We start from the raw sequence: 16,911 nt of genomic DNA on the forward strand, positions 1-16,911 counted from the left end.
AGCTTCATATAATCTATGAAGCTTTTCAACTTAATTTATTTTTTAATTACCGCTTTTCTATAGGACTAAATGGTCGGTAGTTTTCACCAATATATAATTGTCGTGGACGACCAATAGGCTCTTTTCTTAAACGCATCTCTCTCCATTGCGCAATCCAACCTGGTAATCGTCCTAGGGCAAACATTACGGTGAACATTTCAACCGGAATTCCCATGGCTCTATAAATAATTCCTGAATAGAAATCTACATTAGGATAAAGTTTTCTGTCAACAAAATATTGATCTTCTAAAGCTTCTTTTTCTAAGCCTTTAGCAATGTCCAAGATTGGATCTTCTACTCCTAAATCTCCTAACACTTCATCTGCTGCTTTTTTTATAATTCTTGCTCTAGGATCAAAATTCTTATATACTCTATGACCAAAGCCCATTAATCTAAATGGATCCTCTTTATCTTTGGCCTTAGCCATATATTTTTTTGTATCACCACCATCTTCTTTAATAGCTTCTAACATTTCTAAAACGGCTTGGTTAGCACCACCATGAAGTGGACCCCAAAGCGCCGAAATACCAGATGCCAATGACACAAACAATCCTGCATGAGATGAACCTGTTATTCTCACTGTTGATGTAGAACAGTTTTGCTCGTGATCAGCGTGTAAAATAAGCAGTTTATCTAATGCGTCTATAAGTATTGGATTTTGCTCATACTCTCTATTAGGGTTTTTAAACATCATCCTAAGGACATTCTCTACATAACCCAAATTATCATCACCATATTCCAGTGGTAGGCCATGCTTTTTTCTCATTGCCCAAGACACCAAAACTGGGAATTTACCCATTATTCTAACTATAGAATTATACATGTCTTCCTCAGATTCTACATCAACAGAAGATGGATTAAATGCAGTTAGTGCTGCTGTTAAAGAAGATAAAACTCCCATTGGATGAGCAGATTTTGGAAAAGCATCTAAAATCTTTTTTACATCGTCATCAACAACCGAGTTTTCCTTAATATCTGAATGGAATTTATCTAATTCTTCTTGGCTAGGTAACTCTCCAAAAATAAGTAAATAGGCCACCTCTAAGAAATCTGCCTTATCCGCTAATTCTTCAATTGAATAACCTCTATATCTCAGAATACCCTTTTCACCATCCAAAAATGTAATTGCACTTTCACAACTTCCCGTATTCTTATATCCAGGGTCTATTGTAATAACTCCTCCTGTAGCACTTCTAAGGGTTTTTATATCTATTGCAACTTCATTTTCAGTTCCCTTAACGATAGGAAACTCATATTTTTCACCATTAATTTCGAGCGTAGCTTTTTCTGACATATTGTTGTTATTGTTTTTATTAGAAGGATTACAAATTTAAGAAATATCAAACGATTTCGGAACTAGAATTAAAATGGATTTAACATAGTTCAAGGCATAAAAAAACCCTTCACAAGTGAAGGGTTTTAAATCATCAAGATATTTGTATTATTACTTTACTTTAAAGGCATTTTCTTGAGGAAAATAAGCTATGTCTCCAAGTTCTTCTTCTATTCTCAATAACTGATTATACTTTGCCATACGATCGCTTCTAGAAGCTGAACCTGTTTTAATCTGTCCAGTATTTAAAGCAACGGCTAAATCTGCAATAGTATTATCTTCAGTCTCTCCAGATCTGTGCGACATTACACAGGTATAACCAGCATTCTTGGCCATATTAACTGCAGAAATAGTCTCTGTCAATGATCCTATCTGGTTAACCTTAATTAAAATTGAATTAGCAATTCCATTCTCAATACCACGAGATAATCGTTCTACATTGGTTACAAATAAATCATCTCCTACGAGCTGTACTTTATCTCCAATACGGTCAGTTAAATCTTTCCAACCGTCCCAATCATTTTCATCCATACCGTCCTCTATAGATATAATTGGGTATTTGGCTGCTAATTCTGCTAAATATGCTGCTTGCTCGGCACTTGTTCTAACAACTCCTTTGTCCCCTTCAAATAGCGTGTAATCATATTTACCATCTTTATAGAATTCTGCAGCTGCACAATCTAAAGCAATCATAACTTCATCACCAAATCTATATCCCGCCTTTTCAACGGCCTTTGCTATGGTATCTAAAGCATCTTCTGTACCATCTAAAGTTGGAGCAAATCCACCTTCATCACCCACCGCTGTGCTCAAGCCTCTATCATGCAATACCTTTTTAAGATTATGAAAGATTTCAGTTCCCATTTGCATGGCATGCGTAAAATTCTCTGCCTTTACTGGCATAACCATAAACTCTTGAAATGCAATAGGCGCATCACTATGCGAGCCTCCGTTTATAATATTCATCATAGGTAATGGCAGCGTATTTGCAGAAACACCTCCTACATATCTGTATAATGGCATTCCTAGCTCATTAGCTGCTGCTTTTGCAACAGCCAGAGAAACTCCAAGTATTGCATTTGCTCCCAGTTTAGATTTATTTGATGTACCATCAATTTCAATCATTAATTGATCAATCATATTTTGTTCAAAAACAGATATTCCGAGAAGTTCTTGAGCGATTACAGAGTTTACATTTTCAACAGCCTTTAAAACGCCTTTTCCCATATAAGTATCTCCACCATCTCTAAGCTCCACAGCTTCGTGCTCTCCCGTTGATGCACCGGAAGGAACCGCAGCTCTACCCATTACGCCGTTTTCTGTAACAACATCTACTTCTACTGTTGGATTTCCTCTAGAATCTAATATTTGCCTTGCGTGTACATTAACTATTATACTCATGTTATAGTGATTTTTATGGTTGAATGATTTCAAATTTACGAAAAACTGTAAGGTAAAACAGAACAAAAATCATAATTACGATTAATATTTACTACAATGTTTTCGTAACTAAAAAAACGCAATGTTATATTCTAATCATTGCGTTTTCTTTATTAATTTTTTGATAGATTTTCAATAAATTCATCAAATAGATATACCGAATCATTTGGCCCTGGGCTCGCTTCTGGATGGTATTGAACAGAGAAACAATTCTTGTTTTTTAATCGAATACCAGCTACCGTATCATCATTGAGATGTAAATGCGTTATTTCCACATCTGGATGTGTTTCTGTTTCTTTTCTATTAATTGCAAAACCATGGTTTTGAGAGGTTATTTCACCTTTTCCTGTTATTAGATTCTTTACAGGATGATTTATTCCTCGATGTCCATTGTGCATTTTATAAGTAGAGATTCCATTTGCAAGAGCAATAACTTGATGACCCAAGCATATTCCGAATAGTGGTTTATTTCGTTTTATAATTTCTTTTGCAACCTCTTGTGCCTCAGCTAAGGGTTCTGGATCACCTGGTCCGTTTGATAAAAAATAACCATCTGGATTAAAAGCCTCTAATTCGGAGAACTTAGAATTATAAGGAAATACTTTTATATAGGCATCACGCTTTGCTAAATTTCTTAGAATGTTTTTCTTTATTCCAATATCTAAGGCTGCTATGCGATATTTGGCATTTTCATCACCCACAAAATAAGGTTCTTTTGTAGATACTTTGGATGCTAACTCGAGACCTTCCATTGATGGTACCTCAGCTAATTCTGCTTTCAATTCCTCCAAGCGCTCGACCTCTGTTGAAATTACAGCGTTCATTGCCCCTTTTTCTCTAATATAACTCACCAACGCCCTTGTATCAACATCTGCTATAGCTAGCGTATCATGCTTTTCGAAAAAATCTTCTAAGGACATATCTGCTGATGGCCTAGAATATTCAAAGCTGAAATTTTTACAAATTAGTCCAGCTATCTTAATTGTATCGGATTCAACCTCATCTTCTTTGGTACCGTAATTACCAATATGTGCATTGGTTGTAACCATAAGCTGTCCAAAATAGGAAGGATCGGTAAATATTTCTTGATATCCAGTGGTTCCAGTATTGAAGCAAACTTCACCAAAAGCAGTGCCCTCTTTTCCTATGGATTTACCATAGAAAATTGTTCCGTCTGCTAATAGAATAAGGGCTTTTTTACGTTGTTTATATTTCATTCTTTCTATTTTGAAGAACCTAAAAGCAAGGTTTTGAGTTTACAAAATTCAAAAAAAAAGGATAAACGAAAAACGTTTATCCTTTATATTTATAAATGCTTATTAACATTATTCTTCTTCATTTGAAGCTTTAGTTTCTACTGCTGGCGGAACTGCTGTTGCAGCCTTCTTACCACCTCTTCTACTACGTCTTGTAGTTTTCTTTGCAGGTTTACCAGCATTGTACAATTCGTTATAATCAACAAGTTCAATCATTGCCATATCAGCATTATCACCTAGTCTGTTTCCTAGCTTTATGATACGAGTATAACCACCTGGTCTATCGCCAACTTTAGCAGCAACATCTCTAAATAATTCAGCTACAGCTTCCTTTTGTCTTAATCTAGACATCACAATTCTTCTATTGTGAGTTGTATCTGTTTTAGACTTTGTTATCAATGGCTCAACAAACTGCTTAAGAGCTTTTGCCTTTGCTGTTGTTGTGTTAATACGTTTGTGCTCAATTAATGAACATGCCATATTTGCCAACATTGATTTTCTGTGGGCTGTTTTTCTTCCTAAATGGTTGAATTTTTTTCCGTGTCTCATGACTTTTGTTTTATCATCTTGCTACCAAACTCTTTTTTTGAGGAGCAAAATATGATTTATTAATAGTTATACTAATTTCAAGGTGTTTTCTGCATCTGCAGTAGTAGCTAGTAATTAGTCTTTATCTAATTTATATTTGCTTAAATCCATTCCGAAATTAAGACCTTTTACATTTACTAGTTCTTCTAGCTCAGTTAAAGATTTTTTACCAAAGTTTCTGAATTTCATTAAATCATTCTTGTTAAAAGACACTAAGTCTCCTAAAGTATCTACTTCTGCCGCCTTTAAACAATTTAGTGCTCTCACAGATAAGTCCATATCCACTAATTTCGTCTTAAGCAACTGTCTCATATGAAGTGACTCCTCGTCGTAAGTCTCAGTCTGCGCTATTTCGTCAGCCTCTAGAGTAATTCGCTCATCTGAGAATAACATAAAGTGGTGTATTAAAATCTTAGCCGCTTCCGTTAATGCATCTTTAGGGTGAATTGAACCGTCGGTTATGATTTCGAAAACGAGTTTTTCATAATCCGTTTTCTGCTCTACACGGAAGTTCTCAATACTATATTTTACATTTTTTATAGGTGTATAAATAGAGTCTGTAAAAATAGTTCCTATCGGAGCTGAAGATTTCTTGTTTTCTTCTGCTGGTACATAGCCTCTTCCTTTCTCAATGGTTAATTCCATATTGATATTAACCTTTGGATCCAAATTACAAATAACCAAATCTGTATTTAAAACCTGAAATCCAGAGATGAATTTTTGAAAATCACCAGCTGTAATTTGCTCTTGACCTGATATTGAAATTGTCACTGTTTCGTTATCAATTTCATCTATTTGACGCTTAAAGTTAACTTGCTTTAAGTTCAGTATCATTTCAGTAACATCCTCAACAACACCTGGGATTGTAGAAAACTCGTGGTCTACTCCTTCTATTCTAACAGATGTGATAGCAAAGCCTTCTAAAGAAGACAATAATACACGACGTAAAGCGTTACCTACGGTTAAGCCGTATCCTGGTTCTAAAGGTCTGAATTCAAACTTACCTTCAAAATCAGTAGAATCAATCATGATTACTTTGTCGGGCTTCTGAAAATTTAATATTGCCATATTTTCTTCGTTTTAATTGTTATTTAGTTGCGCGGTTTAAAGGTTTGAAGAGCACCAATAAACCCTTTGGCTAAATACCAATATGATTAATTTATTATTTAGAGTAAAGTTCAACGATAAATTGCTCGTTGATTTGTTCTGGAATTTGAATTCTCGCAGGGACAGAAACATATGTTCCTTCCATGGTATCATTATTCCAAGTTATCCATTCGTAAACTTGACTAGAATTAGTCAAAGAGTTCTGAATAGCTTCGAGTGATTTAGATTTTTCTCTAACACCAACTACGTCGCCAGCTTTTAGTTGATAAGAAGGAATATTTACTTTTTGACCATTAACTGTAATGTGTCTGTGAGAAACTAATTGTCTAGCGGCGCTTCTTGATGGCGCTACACCCATTCTGTAAACTACGTTATCTAAACGAGACTCACATTGTTGCAATAGTACCTCTCCTGTGATACCTTGAGCAGCCGTTGCTTTCTTAAACATGTTTCTGAATTGCTTTTCTAATATACCATAAGTATATTTTGCTTTTTGCTTCTCCATTAACTGGATGGCATATTCAGATTTTTTTCCTCTTCTACGGTTATTACCGTGCTGTCCTGGAGGGTAATTTCTTTTTTCGAAGGCTTTATCATCTCCGAAGATTGGTTGCCCGAATTTACGAGCGATTTTAGTTTTTGGACCAGTATATCTTGCCATTTTTGAATTGTTTTGGAAGCATTCTAGAATTAAGGTCTAAATCTTATCCTTCTAAAATGATTTAATCTTCCGTTGATACTTGTTTGATTAAAGTTTGCAAATTTACGCATTAAATTTGTTTCGGTCTTTTATTTAGACAGATATTTTAATACGCAAAAAGTGTATTATACTCTCCTTCTTTTAGGAGGGCGGCACCCATTATGTGGTAGTGGTGTTACATCGATGATTTCTGACACCTCGATACCAGAATTATGGATTGATCTTATTGCAGATTCTCTTCCATTACCTGGACCCTTAACGTAAACCTTTACTTTTTTAAGCCCGGCTTCCTTAGCTACACCAGCGGCATCTTCAGCTGCAAGCTGTGCTGCGTAAGGTGTATTTTTCTTTGAGCCTCTGAAGCCCATTTTACCTGCTGAAGACCAAGAAATAACATCTCCTTTTTTATTTGTTAAAGAAACAATGATATTATTGAAAGATGCTGTGATATGAGCCTCTCCAATAGCATCTACTATTACTTTACGTTTTTTTGTACTTGACTTTGCCATATGTTTTAGTTTCTAGTTGTTAGCTTTTAGTTGTTAGAATCCTAAACCTTTCGATTTCGAACAGATTCATCTAACTTCTAATTACTAATGACTACTGTCTTAATTATTATTTAGTTACTTTCTTTTTGTTAGCAACTGTTTTTCTTCTACCTTTTCTAGTTCTAGAGTTATTTTTAGTTCTTTGCCCTCTTAGCGGAAGTCCAGCTCTGTGACGGATTCCTCTATAACAACCGATATCCATTAAACGCTTAATGTTTATCTGAGTCTCAGAACGTAATTCTCCCTCAATCTTGAAAGACCCTACGGCCTCACGAATAGCTCCGATTTGGTCGTCTGACCAATCTTGTACTTTTATGCTCTCTTCAACTTTAGCAGTTGCTAAAATTTCTTTTGCTCTACTTTTACCGATGCCGTAGATATAAGTTAAAGCGATAACACCTCTTTTTTGTTTTGGTATGTCTACACCTGCAATTCTTGCCATATAATTTAGTTTTTAGCTGTTAGCTTTTAGTTGTTAGAATCCTAAACCTTTCGATTTCGAACAGATTCATCTAACTACTAATTACTAATGACTTTTCTTTTATCCTTGTCTTTGTTTAAATCGTGGATTCTTTTTGTTTATTACGTAAAGCCTTCCTTTTCTTCGTACTAATTTACAATCAGCACTTCGTTTTTTAACTGATGCTCTTACTTTCATCTGTTTTTGTTTTTAAGGATACCGTATTAGTATCTGTATGTTATGCGAGCCTTAGTTAAATCGTAAGGACTCATCTCTAATTTTACCTTATCTCCTGGCAATAATTTAATGTAATGCATACGCATTTTACCAGAAATATGTGCCGTCACAATGTGACCATTTTCTAATTCTACACGAAACATTGCATTAGATAATGCTTCTATGATTGTTCCGTCTTGCTCTATTGCTGCTTGTTTTGCCATACTATCGTTTAATTATGCGACTGCTTTTCTATTTTTACCAGTTTTCATTAAACCATCATAATGCTTATTTAACAAATACGAATTGATTTGTTGCATTGTATCTATAGCTACACCTACCATAATTAATAAAGATGTACCTCCGAAGAACAAGGCCCAACCTTGCTGCACTTTCATTAGATTAACTATAAAAGCCGGAAATACTGCTATCAATGCCAAGAAGATAGAACCTGGAAGGGTAATTTGTGACATTATCTTATCCAAGTATTCAGCCGTTTCTGTTCCTGGTCTAATTCCAGGAATAAAACCACCGCTTCGTTTTAAATCATCCGCCATTTTATTGGTTGGTACCGTAATAGCTGTGTAGAAATACGTGAATATGATTATCAATAATCCAAACACCACATTATACCACAAACCAAAAATATCGTTGAACTGAGCTTGTAACCACTGACCAATTTCTGAACCCTCAGACAATGAACGACCAACTAAACTTGGAACAAACATGATGGCTTGGGCAAATATAATTGGCATTACTCCCGATGCGTTTAATTTCAAGGGTAAAAATTGGCGTGATCCAAATACGTTTTTCTCATAACCACCAGATGCAGTTCTTCTAGCATACTGAACAGCGATTTTACGCACAGCCATTACTAAGAAAACTGATGCTAGAATGATTAAGAACCAAATTACTAGCTCAATAAGAATCATCATAAAACCACCATTACCTTCGGTTCTTGACAATGCATTTTGCATAAATGATTGTGGTAACGTCGCAATAATACCAACCATAATTAACAGTGAAATACCATTCCCTATACCCTTATCAGTTATTTTCTCTCCTAACCACATGGCAAAAACACAACCTGTAACTAGAATAATAACAGAAGAAAAGTAGAAAATGTTATCACTAAATCCAGGAACCAATAATGCACTCATTGAAGGCGCTCCTGACAAACCTGGTATACTAGCTAAATAACCTGGTGCTTGAACCAAACAAATACCAATTGTTAACCAACGTGTAATTTGCGTTATCTTCTTCTGCCCGCTTGCTCCTTCTTTTTGAAGTTTCTGCAAATAAGGAATTGCTATTCCCATTAACTGAACAACAATCGAGGCTGATATATAAGGCATAATACCCAATGCAAATACGGACGCATTTGCAAAGGCTCCACCTGTAAAGGCATTCAATAAACCTAATATTCCACTATCTGTTCCGGCTTGTAAACCACCTAGAGCATCTATATTGATACCTGGCAATACTACCTGAGCACCAAAGCGATACACTAATAATAAACCTAAGGTTAGAATTATCCTATCCTTAAGTTCTGTGATTTTCCAAACGTTTTTTAATGTTTCAATTATCTTCATCCGTGAAATCTTATAAAGTTACGGCTTCACCACCAGCAGCCTCTATAGCGGCTTTTGCTGTCGCAGTAAATTTATGAGCAGTTACAGTTAATTTAGCTTTTAATTCGCCTCTACCCAAAATCTTCACTAGATCATTCTTTCCAGCTTTTCCAAGGGCAACGAGAGTATCAAAATCTACTGTACCTTTTATTTTCTTTTCATCTACTAACTCTTGTAGGGTATCAAGATTAACACCTTGGTACTCTACACGGTTAATATTTTTAAATCCAAATTTAGGAACTCGTCTTTGTAAGGGCATTTGACCACCTTCGAATCCCAATTTCTTAGAATAACCAGAACGTGATTTTGCGCCTTTATGTCCCCTTGTCGCAGTTCCTCCTTTACCAGAACCTTGACCACGGCCAACTCGCTTTCCTTGACTTTTAACTGAACCTTCTGCAGGTTTTAAATTACTTAAATCCATCTTTTAGGCTAATATTTTTTAAGCTTCCTCCACAGAAACTAAATGTTCTACTTTTTTAACCATACCAAGGATATTTGGTGTGGCATTATGCTCTACAACCTGACCGATTTTTTTCAAACCTAAAGCTTTTAAAATAAGCTTCTGATTTTTAGTACGGTTAATTGCACTTTTTACTTTCTTTACTTTAATCTTTGCCATCGTATCCTATAGATTATTATCCGTTAAAAACTTTTTCTAGTGAAATACCTCTTTCCTTGGCAACAGTTCTAGCATCTCTTAATTGTAATAAAGCATCAAATGTTGCCTTTACAACGTTGTGAGGATTAGAAGAACCTTGTGATTTTGACAAAACATCATGAACACCTACGGCCTCTAATACGGTTCTAACAGCTCCTCCAGCAATAACTCCTGTACCAGGAGCTGCAGGAATGATATTAACTCTTGCACCACCGTATTTACCTTTTTGCTCGTGTGGTAAGGTACCCTTTATAATTGGAATTCTTACAAGATTTTTCTTAGCGTCTTCAACTGCCTTCGCAATCGCTGTGGCTACATCCTTAGATTTTCCTAATCCATGACCAACAACACCTGCTTCATCTCCAACCACTACAATTGCTGAGAAACCAAAAGCTCTACCACCTTTGGTAACCTTGGTTACACGTTGCACGCCAACTAAACGGTCTTTTAACTCAAGTCCGCCTGGCTTTACTAATTCTGCGTTTTTATATTTTTGATACATATTGTCTTAAAATTTTAGTCCGGCTTCTCTCGCGCCATCCGCTAATGATTTAACCCTTCCATGATATAAGTATCCACCTCTATCAAATGAAATGGAATCAACACCAGCCTTAACGGCCTTTTCACCTATCGCTTTTCCAACTAAGGATGCAATCTCGGTTTTATTACCTGCTGCTTTAGCGATTTCTTTGTCTCTTGATGAAGCTGCAGCTATAGTCTTGCCAGTTACATCATCTACGATTTGTGCGTAGATTTCTTTATTACTTCTAAAAACAGATAATCTAGGTCTAGATTCAGTACCAGATACTACCTTTCGTATTCTGTTTTTGATTCGTTGTCTTCTTTCGTTCTTTGTTAGTGCCATAACTTAACTATTAAGCTGATTTACCTGCTTTTCTTCTTATCTCCTCACCAACAAACTTAATTCCTTTTCCTTTGTATGGCTCAGGCTTTCTAAATCCGCGAATCTTCGCTGCTACCTGACCTACAAGTTGTTTGTCATGAGATGTTAATTTTACTATTGGATTTTTACCTTTTTCAGAAATGGTTTCCACCTTAACTTCTGGAGCTATATCTAAAACAATATTGTGAGAAAATCCTATAGCTAAATCTAACTTGTTTCCTTGATTAGATGCTCTGTAACCAACACCGACCAATTCTAACTCTTTGGTCCAGCCTTTGGAAACACCTTCTATCATATTTGCAATCAGCGCCCTGTAAAGACCATGCTTTGCTCTGTGGTCTTTTTTGTCAGATGGACGTTCTAAACTGATTACACCGTCTTCTATTTTAATATCTATTTCTGAGTATTCCTGAGTTAACTCACCAAGCTTTCCTTTAGCCGTGATTACATTATCGTTAACTTCTACAGTTACGCCTTCAGGAATTGTTATTGGGTTATTACCTATTCTTGACATAATTTCCTGTTTTTAGTAGACGTAACATAATACCTCGCCACCAACATTTTCTCTCTGCGCTTGTTTACCTGTCATCACTCCATGAGAGGTTGAAACAATAGCAATACCCAATCCATTAAGGATTCTAGGCATTTCGTTGGAGCCAGCATACTTACGTAGACCTGGTTTACTAATTCTTTGAATTTTTTTAATGACTGACTCTTTAGTGTCTTTGTTGTATTTCAAGGCTATTTTAATTGTTCCCTGAGCCGTTGAGTCGTCAAACTTATAACTTAAAATATAGCCCTGTTCGAACAAAATTTTAGTTATCTCTTTTTTTAGGTTAGAAGCTGGTATTTCAACCACTCTGTGGTTAGCATTAACCGCGTTTCTAACTCGCGTTAAATAATCCGCTATTGGATCTGTGTACATAGTTTTTAGTTTTAGGAAGTGGTTTTCGCTACTTTTCTTACGAACCTAAATCCCGATTATACAATAATTATATTGATAATTGTACAGAAGCTTATTCGCTTCGTAATTTTACCAACTTGCCTTCTTAACTCCTGGAATCAAGCCTTTGTTAGCCATTTCTCTAAACATTACACGTGAAATACCAAATTGTCTCATATAACCTTTTGGTCTTCCGGTAAGTTTACATCTATTGTGCATGCGAATTGGAGAGGCATTTTTTGGCAGCTTTTGTAATGCTTCGTAATCACCTGCTTCTTTCAAAGCTTTGCGCTTTTCTGCATATTTAGCAACCATTTTTGCACGCTTCACCTCGCGGGCTTTCATTGATTCTTTAGCCATATTTAATTCTTTTTAAATGGTAAACCTAACTCTGATAGTAACGACTTAGCTTCTTTATCTGTTTCAGCTGAGGTTACGAACGTTATATCCATTCCGGAGATTTTATTAATCTTATCGATATCTATCTCAGGGAATATAATTTGCTCGGTTACACCTAAATTATAATTTCCTCTACCATCAAAACCGGTAGCTCTTATTCCGTTAAAATCTCTAACACGTGGTAACGCTGTGGTTACTAAACGATCTAAAAATTCATACATTCTTTCACCTCGTAAAGTTACTTTAGCACCAATTGGCATTCCTTTACGTAATTTAAAGGATGCAACATCTTTTTTAGAGATCGTGGCTATCGCCCTTTGTCCAGATATTTTTGTAAGTTCATCAACAGCATGGTCAATTAGCTTCTTATCTGCAACTGCAGCACCAACACCTTTAGATATCACAATCTTTTGGAGTTTTGGCACCTGCATTACATTCTCATATCCAAATTCTTCTGTAAGAGCAGGAATTACTTTGTCCTTGTACTCTTTTTTTAATCTTGCAACGTAAGCCATAATTAAATTACTTCATTGGATTTTTTAGAAAACCTTACTTTATTATCACCTTCCATTCTGTATCCAACTCTTGTTGGCTCTCCTTTACCTGTCACTAAAGACAGATTGGAAATATGAATAGCGGCTTCTTTTTCTACAATACCACCTTGAGGGTTTTGTGCACTTGGTTTAGTATGCTTCTTAACCATGTTTGCGCCTTCAACGATAGCCTTGTTTTTATCCTTTAATACCACGAGCACCTTTCCTTCTGATCCTTTATGATCTCCAGCGATGACTTGTACGGTATCTCCTGATTTTATTTTAAGCTTTGTCATTTTAATTATCAATTATAGCACTTCAGGTGCCAATGATACTATTTTCATAAATTGTTTATCGCGAAGCTCTCTTGCAACAGGACCAAACACACGAGTACCTCTCATCTCACCTTGTGGGTTTAAAAGTACACAAGCGTTATCATCAAATCTGATGTAAGAACCGTCCGGTCGTCTTACCTCTTTAGCTGTGCGCACAACAACAGCGGTTGAAACCGCTCCTTTTTTAATGCTTCCGTTTGGAGTAGCGTCTTTAACAGAAACCACTATTTTGTCTCCTAAAGATGCATATCGCTTTTTGGTTCCACCAAGTACTCGGATTGTTAATACCTCCTTAGCACCAGTGTTATCAGCTACTTTTAATCTTGATTCTTGTTGTACCATAATTACTTCGCTCTTTCAATTATTTCTACTAATCTCCAACACTTAGATTTACTCAAAGGCCTAGTTTCCATAATCTTTACAGTATCTCCTTCGTTGCAGTCGTTTTTCTCATCGTGTGCGACATACTTCTTTGTCTTTAACACGAATTTTCCATACATAGGATGTTTTACTTTTTTAACTTCAGAAACCACAATTGATTTCTCCATTTTGTTACTAGTAACAACTCCTATACGTTCTTTTCTTAAATTTCTTTTTTCCATCTTTCAGCAGAATACAATTATTGTCCTTCTCTATTAGTTAATTCTGTTGCCAATCTAGCTACAGTACGTCTAATTGCACGTAACTGAATTGGGTTTTCTAAAGGAGAAATTGCATGAGCCATTTTTAGGTCTGCATAACTCTTTTTAGTCTCACTAAGTCTTTCTTGTAACTCAGCTGTTGAAAGCTGTTTAATTTCTGATTGCTTCATAATTTTTACTATTATGCTTCGTAATCTCGAGCAATGATAAACTTAGTTTTTACAGGAAGTTTTTGTGCTGCTAATCGAAGTGCTTCTTGAGCTACTTCTAATGGCACACCACTCACTTCAAATAATATACGTCCTGGTTTTACAACAGCTGCCCAATATTCTACAGCACCTTTACCTTTACCCATACGTACTTCAAGAGGCTTTTTAGTGATTGGTTTGTCTGGAAATATTTTAATCCACAATGAACCTTCCCTCTTCATGTAACGAGTAGCGGCAATACGCGCTGCTTCTATTTGACGAGACGTTATAAATTTAGAGTCTAATGACTTAATCCCAAAGGTACCATTTGATAACAAATGACCTCTTCCGGAGTTACCCTTCATACGACCTTTTTGCTGCTTACGAAATTTTGTTCTTTTAGGCTGTAACATTTTTTCTTTTCTTTAAAAAATTACTTTCTACGACGTTGGTTTTTGTTTCCACCACGTCCACCTTTTCCTTTTTGCTTCGAAAGACCAACTAATGGAGAAAGTTCTCTTTTTCCATAAACTTCACCTTTCATAATCCACACTTTCACACCCAATCTACCGTAAGTAGTATGTGCTTCTACAAGAGCATAATCAATATCTGCTCTAAATGTAGATAAAGGAATACGGCCTTCTTTGTAGTGCTCAGAGCGCGCCATTTCAGCACCATTTAATCGACCACTAATCTGAACTTTGATTCCTTCAGCATTCATGCGCATAGCTGCGGCAATTGCCATTTTAATTGCACGTCTGTATGAAATTCGGCTTTCAATCTGACGAGCAATACTTGCTGCTACTAAATGAGCATCCAGCTCAGGTCTCTTAATTTCAAAGATGTTCAATTGAACCTCTTTGCCAGTAATCTTTTTAAGCTCTTCCTTTAACTTGTCTACCTCTTGGCCACCTTTACCAATTATGATACCAGGTCTTGCCGTTGTGATAGTAACGGTTACAAGTTTAAGAGTACGCTCAATGATTACTCTACTCACACTAGCTTTAGATAAACGAGCGTGAACATACTTTCTAATCTTGTCGTCTTCAGCAAGCTTATCTCCATAATCATTGCCACCATACCAGTTGGACTCCCATCCTCTGATAATACCTAAACGATTTCCGATTGGATTTGTCTTTTGTCCCATATCTCTATCTTAGCTTTGTGTTTTATTTATTGCGTCTATAACCACTGTTACGTGATTTGACCTTTTTCTGATTCTATGAGCTCTACCTTGTGGAGCTGGACGTAAACGCTTGAGCATTGTTCCACCATCCACTCTGATTTCTTTGATGAACAAACCGGCTTCTTCAATATTAGCATCTTCATTTTTGGATTGCCAATTTGCAATACCCGATAATACTAATTTTTCTAAGCGACGAGCTGCTTCTTTTTGGCTATATCTAAGAATCACTAGTGCTTTTTCTGCCTTTTCACCTCTAATTAAATCCGCAACTAAGCGCATCTTTCTTGGGGATGTAGGACAGTTATTGAGCTTTGCAAAAGCAATCTGCTTTTTCTCAGCCTTAATAGCTTCAGCCATTTGTTTTTTGCGACTTCCCATGATTCTTATTTTTTACCTTTATTCTTAGCACCTGCATGACCTCTAAAAGATCTTGTCGGTGAAAATTCTCCTAACTTATGACCTACCATGTTTTCAGTTACATAAACAGGAACAAACTGACGACCGTTATGAACCGCGATAGTCTGCCCTACAAAGTCTGGAGATATCATTGATGCTCGAGACCATGTTTTAATAACTGTTTTTTTGTTGGCTGCTACATTCTCAGCAACTTTTTTCTCTAACTTATAATGGATATAAGGTCCTTTCTTTAATGAACGTGCCATACTATCTTAATTATTTCTTTCTACGTTCTACAATATACTTGTTACTCGCTTTGGTCCTAGAACGTGTTCTGTAACCTTTTGCAGGTATACCATTTCTAGATCTTGGATGACCACCAGATGATTTACCTTCTCCACCACCCATTGGATGATCAACAGGGTTCATTACAACTGGTCTTGTTCGTGGACGTCTTCCCAACCATCTAGTTCTACCTGCTTTACCAGATACAATTAACTGATGATCAGAATTAGATACAACACCGATTGTTGCCATACAAGTTGCCAATATCAAACGTGTTTCACCAGATGGCAACTTCACGGTTGCAAACTTACCGTCTCTTGCCATTAATTGTGCAAATGCACCAGCACTTCGAGCCATAACGGCTCCTTGACCTGGATGCAATTCTATACACGAAATAATTGTACCTAAAGGTATTTCGCTTAGAGGCATAGCATTTCCAATTTCTGGTGCCACACCTGTTTTACCTGACACTACATTTTGGCCTACTTTAAGACCGTTCTGGGCAATCATATAGCGCTTTTCACCATCTTGATAATTAAGAAGTGCGATAAACGCTGTTCTGTTTGGATCGTACTCTATAGACTTAACTTCAGCAGGAATTCCAGCTTTGTTTCGTTTAAAGTCTATTAGTCGATACTTTCTCTTATGACCACCACCTATATAGCGCATAGTCATTTTTCCTTGACTGTTTCTACCACCAGATCTTTTATTCGGAACAAGCAAGCTTTTTTCCGGCTTATCAGTAGTAATGGCGTCAAATCCATTGACTACTCTAAATCGCTGAGCTGATGTGATTGGTTTTAATTTTCTAACTGACATTTGTGTCTAATTACATGTTAGCATATAAATCTATTGTCTCACCTTCCGCCAGCTGTACAATAGCTTTTTTAATAGCTTTTGTTTTACCATGCTGAATACCTGTTTTTGTAAAACGGGTTCTTCTATCTGGACGGACATTCATTGTACGAACCTTTTCAACAGAAACACCATAGGCAGCCTCAACTGCTTTTTTAATTTCTATCTTGTTCGCCTTTGTATTCACTTCAAATGCGTAAGCATTTAACAACTCACTCATCATGGTTGCCTTTTCAGTGATTATAGGTTTTATTAAGATACTCATCG

The 16,911-nt window shown here is 36.2% G+C and carries 29 protein-coding genes; all 29 read right to left on the bottom strand.

Going from position 1 to position 16,911, the window contains the following annotated elements; translation table 11 throughout:
• Positions 1-46: 46 nt before the first annotated feature.
• Positions 47-1,333, bottom strand: coding sequence for a citrate synthase (locus J4050_RS10705; protein ID WP_208154584.1), 1,287 nt, complete (start codon positions 1,331-1,333; stop codon positions 47-49).
• A gap of 150 nt (positions 1,334-1,483) precedes the next feature.
• Positions 1,484-2,773, bottom strand: a complete 1,290-nt coding sequence (eno, locus tag J4050_RS10710) for a phosphopyruvate hydratase (RefSeq protein ID WP_208154585.1) — start codon at positions 2,771-2,773, stop codon at positions 1,484-1,486.
• A gap of 152 nt (positions 2,774-2,925) precedes the next feature.
• Positions 2,926-4,029 (bottom strand): glutamine-hydrolyzing carbamoyl-phosphate synthase small subunit, encoded by a 1,104-nt coding sequence (carA, locus tag J4050_RS10715; protein ID WP_208154586.1) that lies wholly within the window; start codon positions 4,027-4,029, stop codon positions 2,926-2,928.
• 108 nt (positions 4,030-4,137) lie between these two features.
• Positions 4,138-4,617, bottom strand: a complete 480-nt coding sequence (gene rplQ / locus J4050_RS10720; protein ID WP_208154587.1) for a 50S ribosomal protein L17 — start codon at positions 4,615-4,617, stop codon at positions 4,138-4,140.
• Between the two features lie 114 nt (positions 4,618-4,731).
• Positions 4,732-5,724 carry a DNA-directed RNA polymerase subunit alpha gene (locus J4050_RS10725; RefSeq protein WP_208154588.1) on the bottom strand — a complete coding sequence of 331 codons (993 nt, stop codon included), beginning with the start codon at positions 5,722-5,724 and terminating at the stop codon, positions 4,732-4,734.
• A 94-nt stretch (positions 5,725-5,818) separates the two neighbouring features.
• Entirely contained in the window at positions 5,819-6,424 is a 606-nt protein-coding gene (gene rpsD / locus J4050_RS10730; protein WP_208154589.1) for a 30S ribosomal protein S4, read from the bottom strand.
• 164 nt (positions 6,425-6,588) lie between these two features.
• The gene (gene rpsK / locus J4050_RS10735) at positions 6,589-6,972 is read right to left on the bottom strand and encodes a 30S ribosomal protein S11 (RefSeq protein ID WP_208154590.1); all 384 of its coding nucleotides are present in this window, start codon (positions 6,970-6,972) and stop codon (positions 6,589-6,591) included.
• A 106-nt stretch (positions 6,973-7,078) separates the two neighbouring features.
• Positions 7,079-7,453: a 30S ribosomal protein S13 gene (rpsM, locus tag J4050_RS10740; RefSeq protein WP_208154591.1), complete on the bottom strand. Its 375-nt coding sequence runs from the start codon at positions 7,451-7,453 to the stop codon at positions 7,079-7,081.
• A gap of 99 nt (positions 7,454-7,552) precedes the next feature.
• Positions 7,553-7,669 carry a type B 50S ribosomal protein L36 gene (gene ykgO / locus J4050_RS10745; RefSeq protein ID WP_008269159.1) on the bottom strand — a complete coding sequence of 39 codons (117 nt, stop codon included), beginning with the start codon at positions 7,667-7,669 and terminating at the stop codon, positions 7,553-7,555.
• Between the two features lie 26 nt (positions 7,670-7,695).
• Positions 7,696-7,911, bottom strand: a complete 216-nt coding sequence (gene infA / locus J4050_RS10750; protein ID WP_007094967.1) for a translation initiation factor IF-1 — start codon at positions 7,909-7,911, stop codon at positions 7,696-7,698.
• A gap of 12 nt (positions 7,912-7,923) precedes the next feature.
• Entirely contained in the window at positions 7,924-9,279 is a 1,356-nt protein-coding gene (secY, locus tag J4050_RS10755; RefSeq protein ID WP_208154592.1) for a preprotein translocase subunit SecY, read from the bottom strand.
• A 10-nt stretch (positions 9,280-9,289) separates the two neighbouring features.
• Complete coding sequence (gene rplO / locus J4050_RS10760) at positions 9,290-9,742, bottom strand: 50S ribosomal protein L15 (protein ID WP_208154593.1); 453 nt, start codon at positions 9,740-9,742, stop codon at positions 9,290-9,292.
• An 18-nt stretch (positions 9,743-9,760) separates the two neighbouring features.
• Positions 9,761-9,940: a 50S ribosomal protein L30 gene (rpmD, locus tag J4050_RS10765; RefSeq protein ID WP_208154594.1), complete on the bottom strand. Its 180-nt coding sequence runs from the start codon at positions 9,938-9,940 to the stop codon at positions 9,761-9,763.
• 16 nt (positions 9,941-9,956) lie between these two features.
• Positions 9,957-10,481, bottom strand: coding sequence for a 30S ribosomal protein S5 (gene rpsE / locus J4050_RS10770; RefSeq protein ID WP_208154595.1), 525 nt, complete (start codon positions 10,479-10,481; stop codon positions 9,957-9,959).
• Positions 10,482-10,487: 6 nt separating this feature from the next.
• The gene (gene rplR / locus J4050_RS10775; protein ID WP_208154596.1) at positions 10,488-10,844 is read right to left on the bottom strand and encodes a 50S ribosomal protein L18; all 357 of its coding nucleotides are present in this window, start codon (positions 10,842-10,844) and stop codon (positions 10,488-10,490) included.
• Positions 10,845-10,854: 10 nt separating this feature from the next.
• Complete coding sequence (gene rplF, locus J4050_RS10780; RefSeq protein WP_208154597.1) at positions 10,855-11,397, bottom strand: 50S ribosomal protein L6; 543 nt, start codon at positions 11,395-11,397, stop codon at positions 10,855-10,857.
• 12 nt (positions 11,398-11,409) lie between these two features.
• Positions 11,410-11,808, bottom strand: coding sequence for a 30S ribosomal protein S8 (gene rpsH / locus J4050_RS10785; RefSeq protein WP_208154598.1), 399 nt, complete (start codon positions 11,806-11,808; stop codon positions 11,410-11,412).
• Between the two features lie 108 nt (positions 11,809-11,916).
• Positions 11,917-12,186 carry a 30S ribosomal protein S14 gene (gene rpsN / locus J4050_RS10790; protein WP_114300021.1) on the bottom strand — a complete coding sequence of 90 codons (270 nt, stop codon included), beginning with the start codon at positions 12,184-12,186 and terminating at the stop codon, positions 11,917-11,919.
• Positions 12,187-12,188: 2 nt separating this feature from the next.
• Positions 12,189-12,740 carry a 50S ribosomal protein L5 gene (gene rplE / locus J4050_RS10795; RefSeq protein WP_208154599.1) on the bottom strand — a complete coding sequence of 184 codons (552 nt, stop codon included), beginning with the start codon at positions 12,738-12,740 and terminating at the stop codon, positions 12,189-12,191.
• 2 nt (positions 12,741-12,742) lie between these two features.
• Positions 12,743-13,054, bottom strand: a complete 312-nt coding sequence (gene rplX / locus J4050_RS10800) for a 50S ribosomal protein L24 (RefSeq protein WP_208154600.1) — start codon at positions 13,052-13,054, stop codon at positions 12,743-12,745.
• A 12-nt stretch (positions 13,055-13,066) separates the two neighbouring features.
• Positions 13,067-13,435: a 50S ribosomal protein L14 gene (rplN, locus tag J4050_RS10805; protein WP_208154601.1), complete on the bottom strand. Its 369-nt coding sequence runs from the start codon at positions 13,433-13,435 to the stop codon at positions 13,067-13,069.
• A 2-nt stretch (positions 13,436-13,437) separates the two neighbouring features.
• Entirely contained in the window at positions 13,438-13,695 is a 258-nt protein-coding gene (gene rpsQ / locus J4050_RS10810) for a 30S ribosomal protein S17 (protein WP_111685488.1), read from the bottom strand.
• Between the two features lie 17 nt (positions 13,696-13,712).
• Positions 13,713-13,904 carry a 50S ribosomal protein L29 gene (gene rpmC / locus J4050_RS10815; protein WP_208154602.1) on the bottom strand — a complete coding sequence of 64 codons (192 nt, stop codon included), beginning with the start codon at positions 13,902-13,904 and terminating at the stop codon, positions 13,713-13,715.
• A gap of 11 nt (positions 13,905-13,915) precedes the next feature.
• The gene (rplP, locus tag J4050_RS10820) at positions 13,916-14,335 is read right to left on the bottom strand and encodes a 50S ribosomal protein L16 (RefSeq protein WP_208154603.1); all 420 of its coding nucleotides are present in this window, start codon (positions 14,333-14,335) and stop codon (positions 13,916-13,918) included.
• Between the two features lie 20 nt (positions 14,336-14,355).
• On the bottom strand, positions 14,356-15,069 hold the full coding sequence (rpsC, locus tag J4050_RS10825; protein ID WP_208154604.1) for a 30S ribosomal protein S3: 714 nt from the start codon (positions 15,067-15,069) through the stop codon (positions 14,356-14,358).
• Positions 15,070-15,078: 9 nt separating this feature from the next.
• Positions 15,079-15,486 carry a 50S ribosomal protein L22 gene (rplV, locus tag J4050_RS10830; RefSeq protein WP_208154605.1) on the bottom strand — a complete coding sequence of 136 codons (408 nt, stop codon included), beginning with the start codon at positions 15,484-15,486 and terminating at the stop codon, positions 15,079-15,081.
• Between the two features lie 5 nt (positions 15,487-15,491).
• On the bottom strand, positions 15,492-15,770 hold the full coding sequence (gene rpsS / locus J4050_RS10835) for a 30S ribosomal protein S19 (protein ID WP_094969259.1): 279 nt from the start codon (positions 15,768-15,770) through the stop codon (positions 15,492-15,494).
• 10 nt (positions 15,771-15,780) lie between these two features.
• On the bottom strand, positions 15,781-16,608 hold the full coding sequence (gene rplB, locus J4050_RS10840) for a 50S ribosomal protein L2 (RefSeq protein ID WP_208154606.1): 828 nt from the start codon (positions 16,606-16,608) through the stop codon (positions 15,781-15,783).
• Positions 16,609-16,618: 10 nt separating this feature from the next.
• On the bottom strand, positions 16,619-16,909 hold the full coding sequence (gene rplW / locus J4050_RS10845) for a 50S ribosomal protein L23 (RefSeq protein WP_208154607.1): 291 nt from the start codon (positions 16,907-16,909) through the stop codon (positions 16,619-16,621).
• Between the last annotated feature and the right edge of the window lie 2 nt (positions 16,910-16,911).

Origin of the sequence: Winogradskyella pelagia (genome assembly GCF_017581965.1) — a bacterium.
Taxonomy (GTDB): domain Bacteria; phylum Bacteroidota; class Bacteroidia; order Flavobacteriales; family Flavobacteriaceae; genus Winogradskyella; species Winogradskyella pelagia.

Bases quoted from the DNA above. Each gene is read 5' to 3' on its own strand.
- J4050_RS10705 (WP_208154584.1), bottom strand. From the start codon at position 1,333: ATGTCAGAAAAAGCTACGCTCGAAATTAATGGTGAAAAATATGAGTTT.
- eno (WP_208154585.1), bottom strand. From the start codon at position 2,773: ATGAGTATAATAGTTAATGTACACGCAAGGCAAATATTAGATTCTAGA.
- carA (WP_208154586.1), bottom strand. From the start codon at position 4,029: ATGAAATATAAACAACGTAAAAAAGCCCTTATTCTATTAGCAGACGGA.
- rplQ (WP_208154587.1), bottom strand. From the start codon at position 4,617: ATGAGACACGGAAAAAAATTCAACCATTTAGGAAGAAAAACAGCCCAC.
- J4050_RS10725 (WP_208154588.1), bottom strand. From the start codon at position 5,724: ATGGCAATATTAAATTTTCAGAAGCCCGACAAAGTAATCATGATTGAT.
- rpsD (WP_208154589.1), bottom strand. From the start codon at position 6,424: ATGGCAAGATATACTGGTCCAAAAACTAAAATCGCTCGTAAATTCGGG.
- rpsK (WP_208154590.1), bottom strand. From the start codon at position 6,972: ATGGCAAAGTCAAGTACAAAAAAACGTAAAGTAATAGTAGATGCTATT.
- rpsM (WP_208154591.1), bottom strand. From the start codon at position 7,453: ATGGCAAGAATTGCAGGTGTAGACATACCAAAACAAAAAAGAGGTGTT.
- ykgO (WP_008269159.1), bottom strand. From the start codon at position 7,669: ATGAAAGTAAGAGCATCAGTTAAAAAACGAAGTGCTGATTGTAAATTA.
- infA (WP_007094967.1), bottom strand. From the start codon at position 7,911: ATGGCAAAACAAGCAGCAATAGAGCAAGACGGAACAATCATAGAAGCA.
- secY (WP_208154592.1), bottom strand. From the start codon at position 9,279: ATGAAGATAATTGAAACATTAAAAAACGTTTGGAAAATCACAGAACTT.
- rplO (WP_208154593.1), bottom strand. From the start codon at position 9,742: ATGGATTTAAGTAATTTAAAACCTGCAGAAGGTTCAGTTAAAAGTCAA.
- rpmD (WP_208154594.1), bottom strand. From the start codon at position 9,940: ATGGCAAAGATTAAAGTAAAGAAAGTAAAAAGTGCAATTAACCGTACT.
- rpsE (WP_208154595.1), bottom strand. From the start codon at position 10,481: ATGTATCAAAAATATAAAAACGCAGAATTAGTAAAGCCAGGCGGACTT.
- rplR (WP_208154596.1), bottom strand. From the start codon at position 10,844: ATGGCACTAACAAAGAACGAAAGAAGACAACGAATCAAAAACAGAATA.
- rplF (WP_208154597.1), bottom strand. From the start codon at position 11,397: ATGTCAAGAATAGGTAATAACCCAATAACAATTCCTGAAGGCGTAACT.
- rpsH (WP_208154598.1), bottom strand. From the start codon at position 11,808: ATGTACACAGATCCAATAGCGGATTATTTAACGCGAGTTAGAAACGCG.
- rpsN (WP_114300021.1), bottom strand. From the start codon at position 12,186: ATGGCTAAAGAATCAATGAAAGCCCGCGAGGTGAAGCGTGCAAAAATG.
- rplE (WP_208154599.1), bottom strand. From the start codon at position 12,740: ATGGCTTACGTTGCAAGATTAAAAAAAGAGTACAAGGACAAAGTAATT.
- rplX (WP_208154600.1), bottom strand. From the start codon at position 13,054: ATGACAAAGCTTAAAATAAAATCAGGAGATACCGTACAAGTCATCGCT.
- rplN (WP_208154601.1), bottom strand. From the start codon at position 13,435: ATGGTACAACAAGAATCAAGATTAAAAGTAGCTGATAACACTGGTGCT.
- rpsQ (WP_111685488.1), bottom strand. From the start codon at position 13,695: ATGGAAAAAAGAAATTTAAGAAAAGAACGTATAGGAGTTGTTACTAGT.
- rpmC (WP_208154602.1), bottom strand. From the start codon at position 13,904: ATGAAGCAATCAGAAATTAAACAGCTTTCAACAGCTGAGTTACAAGAA.
- rplP (WP_208154603.1), bottom strand. From the start codon at position 14,335: ATGTTACAGCCTAAAAGAACAAAATTTCGTAAGCAGCAAAAAGGTCGT.
- rpsC (WP_208154604.1), bottom strand. From the start codon at position 15,069: ATGGGACAAAAGACAAATCCAATCGGAAATCGTTTAGGTATTATCAGA.
- rplV (WP_208154605.1), bottom strand. From the start codon at position 15,486: ATGGGAAGTCGCAAAAAACAAATGGCTGAAGCTATTAAGGCTGAGAAA.
- rpsS (WP_094969259.1), bottom strand. From the start codon at position 15,770: ATGGCACGTTCATTAAAGAAAGGACCTTATATCCATTATAAGTTAGAG.
- rplB (WP_208154606.1), bottom strand. From the start codon at position 16,608: ATGTCAGTTAGAAAATTAAAACCAATCACATCAGCTCAGCGATTTAGA.
- rplW (WP_208154607.1), bottom strand. From the start codon at position 16,909: ATGAGTATCTTAATAAAACCTATAATCACTGAAAAGGCAACCATGATG.